A 15,756-nucleotide genomic window follows, 5' to 3' on the forward strand; every position below is an offset into this window, starting at 1 on the left:
CCTGCATAAAATACGCTGGCATAAGTTTGTATCATAAGTATCCTATTACGTTAAAAGTCTACATATAGGTTCGAACAGCCCAATAGCTATAGGATTAACAGCATACAACTATTTCAATCAATGCTCCTGGCGGTTGAAATGAAAGGACCGCAAGCGGTGTGCGATTATGATTTTATGGTGGATATGATGTACGTAAGGGAAAATCCTTATAGCTATAAGGGAGGTAGCATCATAAAACAAACAAGGGGTAAAAATAACGGGCAATATAAAATTGCCCGTTGGTAGAGTTTTTAAGAACCGTTTTATTAAAGCATTAAATTAAGCTTCGCGGTTTATAATTTTTATAAGCTGTTAATCCACTTCACTAATTCACTACGGGATTTGCCGGTCTTTTGCTGAAGTTTTCCCAGTGTCTCATCGTCTTTGCCTTCTTCGTAAATCAGGTCATCGTCGGTAAGGTCGCCATAGGCTTGTTTTATTTTACCCTTAACCTCGTTCCAGCCGCCTTTTAATTGTAATTTATCCATGATGTTTTTTATTTAAGATGTATTTAGATAACATCAGGGGCATCATTTTGGTTTTTGGAAAGATTCAAGAAACAAGAGCCAGGAATCAAGGAAAGCAGCAAACAAATCTGCTCTTGACTTTTGTTTCTTGAATCTTGACTCTTGGTTCTGTGCTGCTGCCTTTACAACGCGCCTGCTTTTATTTCCTCCACAACAGCCGGATCAAGCAGTGTTGAGGTATCGCCTAAATTAGCGGTATCGCCTTCGGCTATCTTGCGCAATATGCGGCGCATAATTTTTCCTGAACGTGTTTTTGGTAAGCCAGATACAAACTGAATTTTATCCGGACGGGCAATGGCTCCAATAATGCGCGATACGGTCATCATTATATCTTTACGGGCAAGTTCTTCGTCGCCATGCTGATTAGGGCAAACAACGTAAGCATATACCCCTTGTCCCTTAATATCATGCGGATAACCTACTACTGCTGACTCCACTACACTGCTGTGCATATTAATGGCATTCTCTACCTCTGCAGTTCCAATACGGTGGCCGGATACGTTTAGCACGTCATCAACACGGCCGGTAATGCGGTAATAGCCATCATCATCGCGTAAGCAACCATCGCCGGTAAAATATAAATCGTGGTAGGTAGCAAAATAAGTGGTACGGCAGCGCTCATGATCGCCATAGGTAGTGCGGAGCATGCCCGGCCATGGGAATTTAATACATAAGTTACCACTCACACCATTACCTTCAATCTCTTTACCATTTTCATCAACCAATATGGGTTGAATACCCGGCAGTGGCAAAGTGGCATATCCGGGTTTAGTTGGCGTAACACCAGCTATGGGAGATATCATGAAACCACCGGTTTCGGTTTGCCACCAGGTATCCACAATAGGGCAATTACCCTGGCCAATTTTTTCATCAAACCAGTGCCATGCTTCTTCATTTATAGGCTCACCTACCGAACCTAATTTTTTAAGCGAGCTAAAATCTTTGCCTTTTAATAAATCATCACCAAAGCTCATTAACGACCGGATGGCAGTTGGTGCAGTGTAAAGAATGTTTACTTTATATTTTTCAACGATATCCCATAAACGGGCCGGTGATGGCCAGGTTGGCACACCTTCAAACAATACCGAAGTAGCTCCCTGAGTAAGCGGACCGTAAGCAATATACGAGTGACCGGTTATCCAGCCGATATCGGCAGTACAAAAATAAACCTCACCCTGGTTGTACTGAAATGCATTTGCAAAGGTATAGCCGGTATAAACCATATAGCCACCGCAAGTGTGCACCACCCCTTTTGGTTTACCGGTTGAGCCAGAGGTATATAATATAAATAACATATCCTCGGCACCCATTTCCTCAGCCTCGTAGGTGTTATTTCCTTGTGTTTCTACCTTTTTAATTTCATCTTCCCACCAAACATCACGCCCCTTTATCATTGATATCGGAGTACGGCTACGGGTAAGCACAATACATCTTTTAATAGACGGGCATTGTACCAGCGCATCATCAATAATGCTTTTCAGCGGAATTTCTTTGTTACCACGATACCCGCCATCGGCAGTAATTACAATATTACATTCGGCATCTTTTATCCTGTCGGCAATTGATTGTGCCGAAAATCCACCAAAAACAACCGAATGGATAGCTCCTATCCTGGCACAAGCCAGCACAGCAATAGCCAGTTCAGGCACCATAGGCATATAAATACAAATACGGTCGCCTTTTTTCGCCCCATTGTTTTTAAGCACATGGGCAAACTGACAAACCTTTTCATATAGCTGCCTATAGGTTAATACACGGTGATCTTCTGAAGGGTCATTAGGCTCCCATATAATAGCAGGCTTATCACCCAAAGTTTCCAGGTGACGGTCGAGGCAATTCTCGGTAATATTCAACTTCGCTCCCTGAAACCATTTTATTTTTGGTTCTGTAAAATTCCACTCCAGTGTTTTGTCCCATTTTTTTCGCCACAAAAAATTATTGGCTATACCTTCCCAAAATTGTTCGGGCTGTTCAACGCTGTGTTTATATACCTGGTGGTATTCTTCAAATGAGCTAATTTTCATCGGGGTTTTCATCGATATCCTAATTGGTGGCGTAAATTACAACTTTCCTGAATAATTGATTATAACAAAAAAACATTTTAGCAAATTTTAAAAAGAATGCACTTCTTTTTAAAATTTAACTTTATTGATTGTACAATTCTATGTTAAAGCATCCATTAATTAAATGGAAGCCCGCAAATTGATCTGCAATATTTTATGTTTTCAAGCTGGATAAATCTTTTTTAAAATATTTTCAAAACACTGTTGCCTATTTCACATTAAATCCTGATATTTGCAAACTCTTTACAAAAAGGGATAATTAAAAAGATTTGTCATGTCAAGAATTTGTGATCTAACAGGAAAAGGATCTTTAGTTGGTAACAACGTTTCTAACTCAAACGTTAAAACCAAACGCAGATTTCATCCAAACTTAAAACTTAAGAAGTTTTATATTCCTGAAGAAGATAAATGGATTACCTTAAAGGTATCTACTTCTGCTGTTAAAACTATCAGCAAAAACGGTATAACTGCTTGTATCAATAAATTTGTTAAAAAAGGATACATTTAATAGATGAGTAGTGATGGGTCAGTAGTGATACTTGCCTGCATTAATAATCACTTCTAAAAATAAAAGAAAATGGCTAAGAAAGGCAACAGAGTTCAGGTAATTTTAGAATGCACCGAGCATAAAACAAGCGGCATGCCTGGTATGTCTCGCTACATTACTACCAAGAACAAAAAAAATACAACTGAAAGGTTAGAATTAAAAAAATTCAACCCGGTATTGAGAAAAGTGACAGTTCACAAAGAAATTAAGTAATCGTTATTATTTAATTAATAACCATAATTTAAAACAACATGGCAAAGAAAGTAGTTGCAACCCTGAAAGTAGCAGGTAAAGGAAAAGAATATTCAAAAGTTATTACAATGATCAAGTCACCTGTAACAGGCGCTTATTCATTTAAAGAACAAATTGTGCCTAACGATAACGTTAAGGACGCAATTGCCGGAAAATAACCGGTAATTTTTGATCAAAATACAGAAGCCATCTTGTTTTTACGAGAAGGCTTTTTTTGTTGATATAATATTGATATGTGAATGTGCAGATATGCAAATGATTTTAAAGTAGCTATAAAATGAAACTTTAATTATGTCTGTTTGCTTATAATCTGAACACTTAAAATCCGCACATTTGCACATCTGAAATTTGCACATAGAAAAACATGGGATTATTCGATTTTTTCAAAAAAAAGGAAAGCACGCCACAAGAACAGGAGGCGCTGGATACCGGTTTAGAAAAAACCAAGGATAACTTTTTTTCAAAGATCACCAAAGTAATTGCCGGCAAATCAACCGTTGATGATGATGTGCTGGATGAATTGGAAGAGGTTTTGGTAACATCAGACGTTGGTGTTAAAACTACCTTAAAGATCATTGACCGTATACAGGCCCGGGTAGCTCAGGATAAATATGTAAATACCTCCGAGCTGAACAAGCTGCTGAAGGATGAAATACAGCAACTGCTTGCCGAAAACAACAGCAACGATTTTGTAAACTTTGAATACGGCAGCCACAAACCATATGTAATTATGGTAGTGGGTGTTAATGGTGTTGGTAAAACAACCACCATTGGCAAACTGGCTAACAAGCTTAAAGAAGCAGGCAATAAAGTAGTTTTAGGCGCAGCCGATACCTTCCGTGCAGCTGCTGTAGCCCAAATACAGCTTTGGGGCGAACGCATTGGCGTAAAAGTAGTAGCACAGGCCATGGGATCAGACCCCGCATCTGTTGCTTTTGATACTTTACGTTCAGCAGTAGCCAATGGGGATGATGTGGTGATTATTGATACCGCCGGTCGTTTACATAACAAGGTGGGCCTGATGAACGAGTTAACCAAGATAAAAAATGTGATGCAAAAGGTAGTTCCGGGCGCGCCACATGAAATTTTATTGGTGCTGGATGCGTCCACCGGGCAAAATGCCATTGAGCAATGCAAACAGTTTACCGAAGCTACTGATGTTAATGCCCTGGCATTAACCAAACTTGACGGTACTGCAAAAGGTGGTGTGGTGATAGGTATATCCGATCAGTTTAAAATCCCCGTAAAATATATTGGTGTTGGCGAAGGCGTGAATGATCTGCAGTTATTTGACAGACAAGCCTTTGTTGATAGTTTATTTAAACAATAAGCCCCACCCAACCCTCCCCGGTAGGGAGGGCAGAAGATAAACGAAATTAAAGTCTCCCCTACCGGGGGAGATTTAGAGGGGGCTAACGCCCGATAAGTGATGAGGACAAAATCAATCAACGAGCCTGCAAAAACAGTTAAACCACGTGTAAATGTGGTGACTTTAGGCTGCAGCAAAAATATTTACGATTCTGAGATCCTGATGGGTCAGCTGAAAGGCAACCATTTTGATGTGGTGCATGAGGCTGAAAAAGTGGGCAAAGATGATATTATTGTAATTAATACCTGCGGTTTCATAGATAATGCCAAGCAGGAATCAATAGATACTATTTTGCAATACAGCGAGCTGAAAGATCAGGGCAAGGTAGGCAAAGTAATTGTTACCGGCTGTCTTTCTGAGCGCTACAAACCCGAGCTGGAAGCAGAGATCACCAATGTTGATGCTTATTTTGGCACTAACGATCTGCAAAACCTGCTGAAATCAGTAGGTGCGGATTATAAGCACGAGCTGATTGGCGAACGTTTGCTGACCACTCCTTCCCATTTTGCCTATTTTAAAATTGCCGAGGGTTGTAACCGCCCCTGCTCTTTCTGTGCTATCCCGCTGATGCGTGGCAAGCACTTGAGTCAGCCGATTGATCAGCTGGTAAAGGATGCTCAAAACCTGGTGAAAAACGGCACCAAAGAACTGATACTAATTGCCCAGGATTTAACCTATTACGGATTGGACCTGTATGGCAAACGTAATTTGGACGAATTGCTTCGCCGCCTGTCTGATGTTAACGGCGTGGAGTGGATCAGGCTGCAATATGCTTATCCTTCAGGCTTCCCAATGGAGATTCTGGATGTGATGAATGAGCGCGACAATATCTGCAAATACATGGATATGCCACTTCAACACATCAGCGACAATATGTTGAAATCTATGCGTCGTGGTATCACTAAACAAAAAACCATTGATGTAGTAAATGAAATCCGCGATAAAGTTCCTGGCATTGCTATGCGTACTACGCTGATCACCGGCTATCCGGGTGAAACACAGCAGGATTTTGAAGAAATGATGCAATGGGTTGAAGAAACCAAATTTGACCGTTTGGGCTGCTTTACCTACTCGCACGAAGAAAAAACACATGCTCATTCATTGGTTGATGATGTACCTGAAGAAGTAAAACAGGAGCGCGCTGATGCTATCATGGAAATTCAGCAAGGTATCAGTTTTGATAAAAACCAAGAAAAAATTGGCCATACCTATAAAGTTTTGGTGGATAAAAAAGATGGTGATTACTTTGTTGGCCGTACCGAATACGACTCGCCAGAGGTGGATAACGAAGTTTTAATTGATGCAAGCATTGATTATGCAACCATTGGCAGCTTTGTAAACGTAAAGATTGACACCGCGGAAGACTTTGATCTTTATGGACATATTGTAAAATAAACAGTTTTTGTTTACTTGATTTCCATTTTAGAAATTTAAAAATCTAAATTCGACCTTAGCATTTAAAGTATGCTTATAAGTTTGTTTTGAAATTGGGTTTTTGAATCCAAAATCGAGCATCCGAAATCTGAAATCAACAATGGACTCAGCCTGTATAGACTACAAAGACACGGGATACTTTTCCCAAACTATATCCGATTATCTGGACAACATTCCGGAACTGCGTTCATTTTATAGTCACCGGCCCGATATGCAAGGCTTTGCTGCTTTATTGAAAAATAAAAAAGTAATTGCCAACCGCGAAGTACTAGCTAGTGTTTTGGATTTACAATATGGCCTTGATAATAAAGAAGATCAGCGCTTTTATGGTTCTGAAAAATGGCCGTTGGTATGGAAAAACATTGATCTTTTATCGAAGGAAAATACCTATACCATTACAACCGGTCATCAACTCAATATATTTGCCGGGCCTTTGTATTTTATTTACAAAATTGTAACGGCCATTAAACTATCGCGCCAGCTAAAAGAGAAATTCCCTGATAAAAATTTTGTTCCGGTATATTGGATGGCTTCTGAAGATCACGACTTTGCCGAAATTAACTACACCAATATTGGCGGTAAAAAAGTGCATTGGTGGTATGAAGCTTATGGCGCCACGGGGCGCATTAATCCAGAAACTATGCGCCAGGCTATAAACCAGTATAAAGGTGCATTAGGGATAAACGGCCATGCAGATGAACTTGCCACAATAATAGAAACAGCCTATACCAAATTTGATAAACTGGCTGATGCAACCCGTTATTTGGTGAATGCCTTGTTTGGCCAATACGGATTAGTAATTATAGATGCAGACGATCACAAGTTTAAACACCAGTTTGCACAAATTATTGAACGCGATATTATTGAGCAAAACAGCTTTCAAAATATCAGTGCTACCAATGAGCAACTGCATCAATTAGGCGTTCATATACAGGTGAACCCTCGCGAAATCAATTTCTTTTACCTGCTGGATGGTTTGCGTGAGCGTATTGTATTTGAAAATGGCAGCTATCAGGTATTAAACAGTGAGATCAGATTTTCGGAAGCTGAATTAAAGCAGGAAATTAAACAATATCCAGAAAGGTTTAGTCCGAATGTGGTGATGCGCCCGCTTTACCAGGAATGTATTTTGCCTAACATAGCCTATGTTGGCGGTGGTGCCGAGGTGGTTTACTGGTTGGAGCTCAAATCAAATTTTGATTTTTATAAGGTAGATTTCCCTATCCTGATCCTTAGAAATTCAGGGCTGCTGATTGGAAAAGAAACAGCATCCAAAATTGCCCGGATGGAACTTGAACCAACTGATCTGTTTAAAAGCACCGACGATATTAAAAACAATTGGGTAAAAAAACACAGCAAACACACCCTAAGCTTAACGGAAGAGTGGCGCGAACTATCGAGTGTGTTTGAAAAAATAAAACTGCGTGCACATAAAATTGATAGTACGCTGGTTCCTTCTACCGATGCCGTACAGGCCAGGCTTAAACATGCTATAGACAACCTGGAGAAAAAACTGGTAAAGGCCGAAAAAATAAATTATCATACCCGTTTAGAACAAGTTGAACATATTAAAGGTGACATCTTCCCAAAAGACAGTTTACAGGAACGTACCGAAAACTTCGGTCTGTTTTACGTTAAATGGGGCCAGTATTTTATTGATGAGCTGATCCGCAACTTTGAGCCCCTGGATTTTAAGTTTACGGTGCTGACAGAGTAGCATAAACCATTTTTTACGATCATGACTTTTAAATCCACCATCCTCATTATCCCCGGCCTGGGCAATTCAGGGCCACAGCACTGGCAATCCATTTGGGAAAAGCAGTTTAATTTTATCCGGGTTGAGCAGGCCGACTGGGATGCCCCAGTTTGTGATGACTGGATTGAGAACATCCAAAGCGAAGTTAAAAAACACAACGCCGCCGATATAATCCTGGTTGGTCACAGCCTGGCTTGCACTACCATAGCCTATTGGGCAAAAAAATATAATGTCAAAATAAAAGGAGCTTTATTAGTTGCCCCGAGCGATACCGAAGCTGAAAGCTATCCTCCGGGAACTACCGGATTTACACCGGTATCTCTAAATAAGTTGCCGTTTCCCACCATCACAGTGGTCAGTACTAATGACTTTTACGTAACCTTTGAACGTGCCCAATTATTTGCTAGCGCCTGGGGTAGCGAATTGGTTAACATTGGCGATGCAGGGCACATCAATTTAGCATCAGGTTTTGGTGAATGGGCAGAGGGATTAGGAATTTTGAAGCAACTGGACTAATGATAAAACTTACAAGGTTTTAAAAACCTGTAAGTTTTATCTCACCCTAAGCTTATTATATTTGCAGATGCTTATCTCCGAATCTTCCCTACGTACATTTACCCAGAATATTTTCCTAGCCATGGGTTGCAGTAATGAACATGCTGAACTGGCTGCCGATGTTTTATTATTGTCGGATCTCAGAGGAATTGACTCACACGGTGTAGCCCGTCTGATAGGCTATGTACGCCTCTGGGAAAACAAACGGATAAATGCTATACCCAATATCACCATCGTTCATGAAACGCCTACTACGGCCACTGTAGATGGCGACGCGGGGCTTGGTTTGGTGGTTGCTCCTTTTGCTATGCAATTAGCCATTAAAAAGGCTGAAAAATATGGTTCGGGCTGGGTGTCGGTGCGGAACTCTAATCACTTTGGTATTGCTGGCTATCATACACTGATGGCAGTTGAGAAAGATATGATTGGCTATGCCATGACCAATGCCAGTCCGCTGGTGGCGCCAACTTTTTCTAATGAACGTTTATTAGGCACCAACCCAATCTGTTATGCTTTCCCGGCAGGGAAATACCCGCCGGTGGTGGTTGATATGGCCACATCAGCAGCAGCTAATGGCAAATTGGAAATAGCACAACGTTTAGGCAAACAAGTTCCGGAAGGGTGGATACAGGATGCAGCAGGCAATTACACTACCGATCCTCATGCCTTAAAATCAGGCGGATCTTTATTACCGCTTGGCAGCGATCGTGATCATGGCAGTCATAAAGGATTTGGCTTGAGTGCAACGGTTGATATCCTTTCGGCAGTATTATCAGGTGCTAATTATGGCCCCTGGGTACCGCCGTTTGTGGCGTTTTTAGATCCTCCGGCTAACCCGGTTGGCCTGGGGATAGGCCATTTTGTAGGTGCTATGCGGGTTGATGGATTTCGCCCGGTTGATGAGTTTAAGGCCCATATGGATAATTGGGTATCGCGTTTTAAATCAGCCTCTACCGTTCATCCGGATCAAAAAGTTATTATCCCCGGCGAGCCGGAGCTGGAAGCTCAACTGGACAGAAAGCAAAACGGCATCCCACTGGTGGACGCCGTTGTAAATGACTTAAATGGTCTGGCCGATAAATTTGGAATTAAGCGACTTTAATTCGAATCCGAAACCTTAATGGATTCCTCTGAATAATCTGCTCCAACGGATTTTACTGAAAAACGATTCATTATCATCCCAGCTCATCCAGATGAATAGGGCTTTTCCAACAATATGATCTTCGGGCACAAAACCCCAGTAGCGTGAATCTTCTGAATCATGACGGTTATCCCCCATCATCCAGTAATAATTCATTTTAAAGGTATAACTGTTGGTTTTTACACCGTTTATCAAAATATCAGTTCCATTCACTTCCACTTTGTTGTGTTCATAAACTTCAATACAACGCTCATAAATCGGGAAGGTTAAACTATCCAGTTTTACGGTCCAACCCTTTTTAGGGATAATAATAGGACCAAAATTATCTACGTTCCATTTATAATTGGGCATTTTGCCTAAGGTAACGTGCTCTGGGTTATATTTTAACGGAAAAACAGGATTTAATTGATCCGGGATGTCTTTTACAGCTATAGCAGGTGCAAATGATTTTATGTTCGAATATCCTTTAAAAATACTGGCCGAAGCAACCGTCATAGTTGGCACACTTGGCTTACCTACCGAATCATAAAAAGAAATGTTCAGATCTTTCCAAATTTGTGGGTTTACTTCTATACCGGTAGTGGTATAGTTATATTCTATTTGTTCGCCCGGAGGGTTCGGTGCAGCTTTACCATTCACATAAACCTGGGCATTCACCAGGCTCAGGGTATCACCCGGAGTACCCTGGCAGCGTTTAATAAAATTTTCGCGTTTGTCTACAGGGCGCGATAATGGCGCATCTGCATCCATTGGGTAGTTAAAAACTACTACGTCTCCTTTTTTCACATCACTTAAACCAGGTAGGCGGTAGTAAGGCAGCTCAATACCGTCCCAGTAGGCTTTGGTATTAATCAATGGCATGGTATGGTGTGCAAACGGGAACGCAATAGGCGTCATGGGTGTGCGCGCGCCATAGTTAACCTTACTTACAAACAAAAAATCGCCAACAAGCAGCGATCTTTCCATTGATGGTGTAGGGATAACGTAAGCCTCTATAAAAAATGTACGGATAAGCGTTGCAGCAATTACAGCAAAAACAATTGCGTCAACCCATTCGCGGGTGGCGCTTTTTTTCTTTTTAGCGGGTTTATTTTTTTTATTCCAGAATTTCCAGTTCATGTTTACAATATTGGGAATAATAATCTATTATTTTATGCTAAAATCAAACATATCCTGAACGGAATAAAAACCTTTTTTGTTTTGGATCCATTCGGCAGCCAGCACCGCACCAAGGGCAAAACCATTACGGTTATGGGCAGTATGTTTAAACTCGATAGAATCAACTTCAGAATCATAAATTACCGTATGTGTACCCGGTACATTCTCAATACGGAACGATTCTATTAATACCTCGCTACTGTCTTCTACATTATCATTGCTGGCTTCATCGCTTCCTGTTGTTAATACGTTGGCCCAACTTTTTTTTGTATCAATATTTTCAATAATACCTTCAGCAATGGTAATAGCAGTACCGCTCGGCGAATCCAGCTTTTGGGTATGGTGAATTTCTTCTACCTGTACATCATAGTATGGGTAGTTATTCATCAACTTTGCCAATACTTTATTAACATGGAAAAATATATTTACCCCAACGCTAAAGTTAGTGGCATGAATTAACGAACCGCTATTTTGTTCGCATAGCTCTTTTACAGCCTCGATATTGCCATGCCAGCCGGTAGTACCAACCACAACAGGTGTGCCTGCCATAATACATAACTCCATATTGCTTAAAGCAGTTCCAGGCGTGCTGAATTCAATGGCAACATCAGCTTTTTGTAGATTTTCTGTTGTTAGCTCATGTTGATTTTCCCGGTCAATTTTCAGTACTATTTCGTGCTTACGGTCAATGGCGATTTTTTCAATGATCTTGCCCATTTTACCGTATCCCAATAATGCTATCTTCATCAGAAATGTGTATAGGTTTATAAACTGTACCTCTAAATTAAAAAGATTAACAGTTTTAATTGAATAATAATTTATCTGAGTGTAAAGGTAATTTTTAATCCCATAACATAAGAACTGCTGCTATTAAGCGCATAAACGGGCTGATTAAGCAAACTGGGAATAATTTTCATACTAAGGTTATTGTCAACGCTATAGCTATGCATAAACTTGGCATCAATGTAAGCATCAACAGCATTAATACCCCAGGCAGCTAAAATACCTAAAATGCTTAAATCGCGGTTACGGCGATAGGCGTCAGTAGCATCATAAAGTGCCTGGTCAGGCTGATTAATATAGAGATTATATTCGTTATAATATGGATCTTTAGGCCCCGGCGTAACACCGTGTTCCCTGTACTTTGATAGGGCCAAAAATTCATTATAATAGGTATTGTTAAATACAACGGCCCAGCCCAAAAGCCCTATCCCGGTGTAAATAACAGGAACCTTCCACCACTGGTGATTATAAATCTGACCCAAACCCGGAACAATAAGCGAGCGAATAACTGCCGTGTGCGGACTATGGGTGCTATCTGGGTGATATGCCCTTTCTTTTTGTTTTTTGGATTTAAAAGACCTTACCACATCTGTATCCTTTTTGGTGGAGACCAAAGAATCTTTACTTGTTTTTAACTTAGCAGAAGTAGTATCAGGTTGTTGCGCCCTGGCAGTAAATACACATGCCATACACAAACAAACCACTAACAAATATTTATACATTTTTCAATTTAAAGCCCCGTTTTTTAGGGGTTGTGTTTTCACCAATCCATAATTTCAAGAATACGGCTAAGATCATCTTCTGATAAGAAGGGGATCTCAATAGTACCCTTACCTTGTCCGGCCAGCTTCAGTTTAACTCTTGAACTAAACTTGGATGCAAGATCGTCCTGTATTTTTTGAAGCTGGAAAGATACCGATTCTGGCTGCTTACCCTCTTTTTTTACCTGGGGCTTTTGCATATCACGAACAAGTTCTTCAGTTTTACGAACGGATAAACCTTCCTGAATGATATGTTGATGGATATATATTTGTTTGGTAGGGTCTTCAATGGTAATTAAAGCCTTTGCATGACCCATGCTTAACTGCCCGTCACGAATAGATGCCTGTATAGCAGGGGGCAATTTTAATAAACGTAAATAGTTGGTTACCGTGGATCGGTTTTTACTTACCCTTTCGCCCAGTTCTTCCTGTTTCAGGCTGCATTCATCAATCATTCGCTGAAAACTTAATGCTACCTCAATGGCATTCAGGTTTTCGCGCTGAATATTTTCAATAAGGGCCATTTCCAGCATTTGCTGGTCATTAGCCGTACGGATATATGCAGGGATTTGTGTTAATCCGGCCAGTTTTGATGCCCGGAAACGACGTTCGCCTGATATCAGCTGATAGCTATGTGCGTTTAGGCGTCTAACGGTAATAGGCTGAATAAGCCCCTGTAGCTTTATAGATTCTGACAATTCTTTTAAAGCATCCTGGTCAAATTCGGTACGAGGCTGAAAAGGGTTAACTTCAATTTCAGCTAATTTTATTTCATTTACAGAGCCCAGATCATTTACTTCCGGGCTTTCTGAAGCAGTTGTTTTTTTGTTGTTGTTTGACTGTACATTTTCAGAATCATTCAGCAATGCGCTTAATCCTCTTCCCAACGCGTTTCTTTTCTCTGTACTCATTTGTTATATTATACTGTTGCTATTTTTTCTGCTGCGTCTGAAAGAACTAAACCATTTTTGCGCAGAATTTCACGTGCAAGATTCAAATAGTTAATAGCTCCCTTGCTGGTAGCATCATGCATAATTACAGATACACCAAAGCTTGGGGCCTCACTTAAGCGGGTATTTCTTTGGATAATGGTATCAAAAACCATTTCTTCGAAGTGTGTACGTACCTCTTCAACCACCTGGTTTGACAAACGCAACCTTACATCGTACATGGTTAACAGGATACCTTCAACCTCTAGGTTAGTGTTCAATCTTGATTGAACAATTTTAATGGTATTTAACAGCTTGCCCAAACCTTCCAATGCGAAATACTCACATTGAACAGGGATAATTACAGAATCGGCAGCGGTTAAGGCGTTAATGGTAATTAAACCTAATGATGGTGAACAGTCAATAATAATGAAATCATAATCCTCTTTAATTGCATTAAGGACGGCTTTCATTTTATACTCCCTGTCGTTCATATTGATCATTTCGATTTCAGCACCTACCAGGTCGATGTGTGCCGGTAACAGATCAAGATTAGGGGTATCCGTTTTCTGGATAGCCTCGCGGGGGTCAATCTGATTAATGATACATTCGTAGATACTGTTCTTGATGCTTCGTGGATCAAACCCAATACCCGACGTTGAATTCGCCTGTGGATCGGCATCAACTAATAGTGTTTTATACTCTAATACGGCTAAACTTGCAGCCAGATTTATTGATGAAGTAGTTTTACCAACACCACCTTTTTGATTGGCCAACGCAATTATTTTACTCATTTTATCTGTTAAAAAAATTTATAAAAGGGTTTTTAGCAAAACGAAATACCGAAATGTTGATTTCCTATTTCGCAAAGTGTTCCGCGATAAAGATAAGCATTTAATATAATTCCAAAATCCACAGCTTTTGCCTACTTACAAACAAAAGTGGAACGAAAATGTTAGTTTTTATTTTTTCTGAACTACCACATTATAGAATTATTGAATTAATGATTTACTTTGCCCCTTCTATTTATCTTCCTGTTTAAAGGAAATAATCTGTTCAATAACTTGACAAAAATTACATGGTAACCATCATTTCAGCTACCAACAGACCCGGCAGTTCAACACTTAAAGTAGCCAAATACTATCAAAAACAGCTGAAAGAAAAAGGCATTGATGCCGGGCTGCTATCTCTTGCACAACTACCCGCCAATTTAATTGAAAGTGATCTGTACGGTAAAAGAAGTGCAGAATTTGAGCCGATACAACAAATCATTACCCAAACAACCAAATTTCTGTTTATTATTCCTGAATATAATGGCAGCTTTCCGGGTGTCTTAAAAGTGTTTATTGATGCCTGCAGTTTTCCGGAAAGCTTTTACGAGAAAAAAGCAGCCCTCACCGGCATATCATCAGGCAAATATGGAAACATCCGTGGTATTGATCATTTTACCGGGGTATGCCATTATCTGCATTTAAATGTGATGTCGTTAAAATTACATATTGCATCCATCAATAAGGAGTTTAATGAAGAAGGTGATTTTTTTAAAGAAGATACCCTGCAATTTACCAATGAGCAAATAGATAAGTTTATCGCCTTTTAATTGGACACCCCAATTACATAGATTTAGTTGAAGGATCTATGCAAAACTCGCGTCCTATGCTCCGTTAATCAATTTAGCCATAATAAATGCGGCAGCAGCGGCCAGGGCACCTATCAGTAAAACCTTTAATGCACCTGATACTGCGGGCTGACCGGTTACTTTGCTTTTAAAATAGCCAAATATAAACAGACACACCATAGTTATAGCACACGAATAGTACAGTGCGTGCTGCGAATTGTCAACAAAAAAATAGGGTGAAAGCGGTATAATGCCGCCTATAATGTAGGATATACCAATAGTAACGGCACTTTGAGTAGCCCGGTTTGCTTCAGGCTTTTCAAGTCCCAGTTCATAACGCATCATAAAATCAACCCATTTATCTTTGTCTTTTGCCATTTCATTGGCAATTTGATCCTGCAAAGCGGGCGATAATCCGAAATCAGCAAAAACTTCTTTTACCTCCATCTTTTCCTGTTCGGGTACGCGTTCAATTTCATCATATTCGCGCTTCAGCTCAGCATCATAATGGTCTGCTTCTGTACGGCCGGCCAGGAAGCCGCCAAGGCCCATAGCTATTGAACCGGCAACAATTTCTGCTATGCCTGCAGTAACTACTATGCCCGATTTGGCTACCGCCCCGCTTAAGCCTGCGGCCAGCGCAAAAGGCACGGTTAATCCATCAGACATGCCGATAACTATATCCCGAATAGTATCAGAGCTTTTTAAGTGTTGTTCGTGATGCATGGCTAAAAATACCCCTAATAAAGCATAGTATTTTAACAAAAAGACAATTTATCATTAGTCTGAATTGGTTACTAAATAATTAGTTTATATTAGCTGTT

At 40.3% G+C, this 15,756-nt stretch carries 18 protein-coding genes; 10 read left to right on the forward strand and 8 right to left on the reverse strand.

Translation table 11 applies throughout. The annotated features are described in order from the left end of the window. The first annotated feature begins 120 nt into the window (after positions 1-120). Positions 121-285: a hypothetical protein gene (locus JN11_RS24500; protein WP_170227790.1), complete on the forward strand. Its 165-nt coding sequence runs from the start codon at positions 121-123 to the stop codon at positions 283-285. A 56-nt stretch (positions 286-341) separates the two neighbouring features. On the opposite strand, the gene JN11_RS17955 is transcribed toward JN11_RS24500, so the two are convergent. Both JN11_RS17955 and acs read right to left on the reverse strand, forming a co-directional pair. Continuing rightward, positions 342-527 carry a CsbD family protein gene (locus JN11_RS17955; RefSeq protein ID WP_144914766.1) on the reverse strand — a complete coding sequence of 62 codons (186 nt, stop codon included), beginning with the start codon at positions 525-527 and terminating at the stop codon, positions 342-344. A gap of 161 nt (positions 528-688) precedes the next feature. Then, entirely contained in the window at positions 689-2,590 is a 1,902-nt protein-coding gene (gene acs, locus JN11_RS17960) for an acetate--CoA ligase (RefSeq protein ID WP_144914767.1), read from the reverse strand. Between the two features lie 313 nt (positions 2,591-2,903). On the opposite strand from acs, the gene rpmB reads away from it, so the two are divergent. The 8 genes from rpmB (at position 2,904) to JN11_RS18000 (ending at position 9,644) form a co-directional block, all read left to right on the forward strand. Next, the gene (gene rpmB, locus JN11_RS17965) at positions 2,904-3,137 is read left to right on the forward strand and encodes a 50S ribosomal protein L28 (RefSeq protein WP_094572451.1); all 234 of its coding nucleotides are present in this window, start codon (positions 2,904-2,906) and stop codon (positions 3,135-3,137) included. Positions 3,138-3,206: 69 nt separating this feature from the next. After that, positions 3,207-3,389 carry a 50S ribosomal protein L33 gene (gene rpmG, locus JN11_RS17970; RefSeq protein ID WP_022830075.1) on the forward strand — a complete coding sequence of 61 codons (183 nt, stop codon included), beginning with the start codon at positions 3,207-3,209 and terminating at the stop codon, positions 3,387-3,389. A gap of 38 nt (positions 3,390-3,427) precedes the next feature. Next, positions 3,428-3,586, forward strand: coding sequence for a DUF4295 domain-containing protein (locus JN11_RS17975; RefSeq protein ID WP_144914769.1), 159 nt, complete (start codon positions 3,428-3,430; stop codon positions 3,584-3,586). A gap of 206 nt (positions 3,587-3,792) precedes the next feature. Beyond that, positions 3,793-4,758: a signal recognition particle-docking protein FtsY gene (ftsY, locus tag JN11_RS17980; RefSeq protein ID WP_144914771.1), complete on the forward strand. Its 966-nt coding sequence runs from the start codon at positions 3,793-3,795 to the stop codon at positions 4,756-4,758. A gap of 99 nt (positions 4,759-4,857) precedes the next feature. Next, positions 4,858-6,192 (forward strand): 30S ribosomal protein S12 methylthiotransferase RimO, encoded by a 1,335-nt coding sequence (gene rimO / locus JN11_RS17985; protein WP_144914773.1) that lies wholly within the window; start codon positions 4,858-4,860, stop codon positions 6,190-6,192. A gap of 139 nt (positions 6,193-6,331) precedes the next feature. Beyond that, positions 6,332-7,948 carry a bacillithiol biosynthesis cysteine-adding enzyme BshC gene (gene bshC / locus JN11_RS17990; protein WP_144914774.1) on the forward strand — a complete coding sequence of 539 codons (1,617 nt, stop codon included), beginning with the start codon at positions 6,332-6,334 and terminating at the stop codon, positions 7,946-7,948. 21 nt (positions 7,949-7,969) lie between these two features. Then, positions 7,970-8,503: an RBBP9/YdeN family alpha/beta hydrolase gene (locus JN11_RS17995; RefSeq protein ID WP_144914776.1), complete on the forward strand. Its 534-nt coding sequence runs from the start codon at positions 7,970-7,972 to the stop codon at positions 8,501-8,503. Between the two features lie 67 nt (positions 8,504-8,570). Further along, positions 8,571-9,644, forward strand: coding sequence for an Ldh family oxidoreductase (locus JN11_RS18000; protein ID WP_144914778.1), 1,074 nt, complete (start codon positions 8,571-8,573; stop codon positions 9,642-9,644). A 15-nt stretch (positions 9,645-9,659) separates the two neighbouring features. On the opposite strand, the gene lepB is transcribed toward JN11_RS18000, so the two are convergent. From lepB to JN11_RS18025, 5 genes are all read right to left on the reverse strand, one after another. After that, positions 9,660-10,802 carry a signal peptidase I gene (gene lepB / locus JN11_RS18005; protein ID WP_144914779.1) on the reverse strand — a complete coding sequence of 381 codons (1,143 nt, stop codon included), beginning with the start codon at positions 10,800-10,802 and terminating at the stop codon, positions 9,660-9,662. Positions 10,803-10,829: 27 nt separating this feature from the next. Then, positions 10,830-11,588 (reverse strand): 4-hydroxy-tetrahydrodipicolinate reductase, encoded by a 759-nt coding sequence (gene dapB, locus JN11_RS18010; RefSeq protein WP_144914781.1) that lies wholly within the window; start codon positions 11,586-11,588, stop codon positions 10,830-10,832. Positions 11,589-11,659: 71 nt separating this feature from the next. Further along, entirely contained in the window at positions 11,660-12,346 is a 687-nt protein-coding gene (locus tag JN11_RS18015; RefSeq protein ID WP_144914782.1) for a DUF5683 domain-containing protein, read from the reverse strand. Between the two features lie 38 nt (positions 12,347-12,384). Beyond that, on the reverse strand, positions 12,385-13,296 hold the full coding sequence (locus JN11_RS18020) for a ParB/RepB/Spo0J family partition protein (protein ID WP_144914784.1): 912 nt from the start codon (positions 13,294-13,296) through the stop codon (positions 12,385-12,387). Positions 13,297-13,304: 8 nt separating this feature from the next. Further along, entirely contained in the window at positions 13,305-14,108 is an 804-nt protein-coding gene (locus tag JN11_RS18025) for a ParA family protein (protein WP_144914786.1), read from the reverse strand. A gap of 284 nt (positions 14,109-14,392) precedes the next feature. Here JN11_RS18025 and JN11_RS18030 point away from each other — a divergent pair, with 284 nt between their 5' ends. Next, on the forward strand, positions 14,393-14,914 hold the full coding sequence (locus tag JN11_RS18030) for an NADPH-dependent FMN reductase (RefSeq protein ID WP_144914787.1): 522 nt from the start codon (positions 14,393-14,395) through the stop codon (positions 14,912-14,914). Positions 14,915-14,968: 54 nt separating this feature from the next. Here JN11_RS18030 and JN11_RS18035 read toward each other — a convergent pair whose 3' ends face one another. Next, positions 14,969-15,658, reverse strand: a complete 690-nt coding sequence (locus tag JN11_RS18035; RefSeq protein ID WP_144914789.1) for a VIT1/CCC1 transporter family protein — start codon at positions 15,656-15,658, stop codon at positions 14,969-14,971. Positions 15,659-15,756: the final 98 nt, after the last annotated feature.

The sequence above is a fragment of the Mucilaginibacter frigoritolerans genome (assembly GCF_007830615.1).
GTDB lineage: Bacteria > Bacteroidota > Bacteroidia > Sphingobacteriales > Sphingobacteriaceae > Mucilaginibacter > Mucilaginibacter frigoritolerans.

Excerpts from the sequence above, each read along its gene's own strand:
- ftsY (WP_144914771.1), top strand. The coding sequence starts at position 3,793 with ATGGGATTATTCGATTTTTTCAAAAAAAAGGAAAGCACGCCACAAGAA.
- JN11_RS18030 (WP_144914787.1), top strand. The coding sequence starts at position 14,393 with ATGGTAACCATCATTTCAGCTACCAACAGACCCGGCAGTTCAACACTT.
- JN11_RS18015 (WP_144914782.1), bottom strand. The coding sequence starts at position 12,346 with ATGTATAAATATTTGTTAGTGGTTTGTTTGTGTATGGCATGTGTATTT.
- JN11_RS18035 (WP_144914789.1), bottom strand. The coding sequence starts at position 15,658 with ATGCATCACGAACAACACTTAAAAAGCTCTGATACTATTCGGGATATA.
- JN11_RS17955 (WP_144914766.1), bottom strand. The coding sequence starts at position 527 with ATGGATAAATTACAATTAAAAGGCGGCTGGAACGAGGTTAAGGGTAAA.
- JN11_RS17995 (WP_144914776.1), top strand. The coding sequence starts at position 7,970 with ATGACTTTTAAATCCACCATCCTCATTATCCCCGGCCTGGGCAATTCA.
- rpmB (WP_094572451.1), top strand. The coding sequence starts at position 2,904 with ATGTCAAGAATTTGTGATCTAACAGGAAAAGGATCTTTAGTTGGTAAC.
- JN11_RS18000 (WP_144914778.1), top strand. The coding sequence starts at position 8,571 with ATGCTTATCTCCGAATCTTCCCTACGTACATTTACCCAGAATATTTTC.
- rpmG (WP_022830075.1), top strand. The coding sequence starts at position 3,207 with ATGGCTAAGAAAGGCAACAGAGTTCAGGTAATTTTAGAATGCACCGAG.
- JN11_RS24500 (WP_170227790.1), top strand. The coding sequence starts at position 121 with ATGCTCCTGGCGGTTGAAATGAAAGGACCGCAAGCGGTGTGCGATTAT.
- acs (WP_144914767.1), bottom strand. The coding sequence starts at position 2,590 with ATGAAAATTAGCTCATTTGAAGAATACCACCAGGTATATAAACACAGC.
- JN11_RS18020 (WP_144914784.1), bottom strand. The coding sequence starts at position 13,296 with ATGAGTACAGAGAAAAGAAACGCGTTGGGAAGAGGATTAAGCGCATTG.
- JN11_RS17975 (WP_144914769.1), top strand. The coding sequence starts at position 3,428 with ATGGCAAAGAAAGTAGTTGCAACCCTGAAAGTAGCAGGTAAAGGAAAA.
- dapB (WP_144914781.1), bottom strand. The coding sequence starts at position 11,588 with ATGAAGATAGCATTATTGGGATACGGTAAAATGGGCAAGATCATTGAA.
- lepB (WP_144914779.1), bottom strand. The coding sequence starts at position 10,802 with ATGAACTGGAAATTCTGGAATAAAAAAAATAAACCCGCTAAAAAGAAA.
- bshC (WP_144914774.1), top strand. The coding sequence starts at position 6,332 with ATGGACTCAGCCTGTATAGACTACAAAGACACGGGATACTTTTCCCAA.
- JN11_RS18025 (WP_144914786.1), bottom strand. The coding sequence starts at position 14,108 with ATGAGTAAAATAATTGCGTTGGCCAATCAAAAAGGTGGTGTTGGTAAA.
- rimO (WP_144914773.1), top strand. The coding sequence starts at position 4,858 with ATGAGGACAAAATCAATCAACGAGCCTGCAAAAACAGTTAAACCACGT.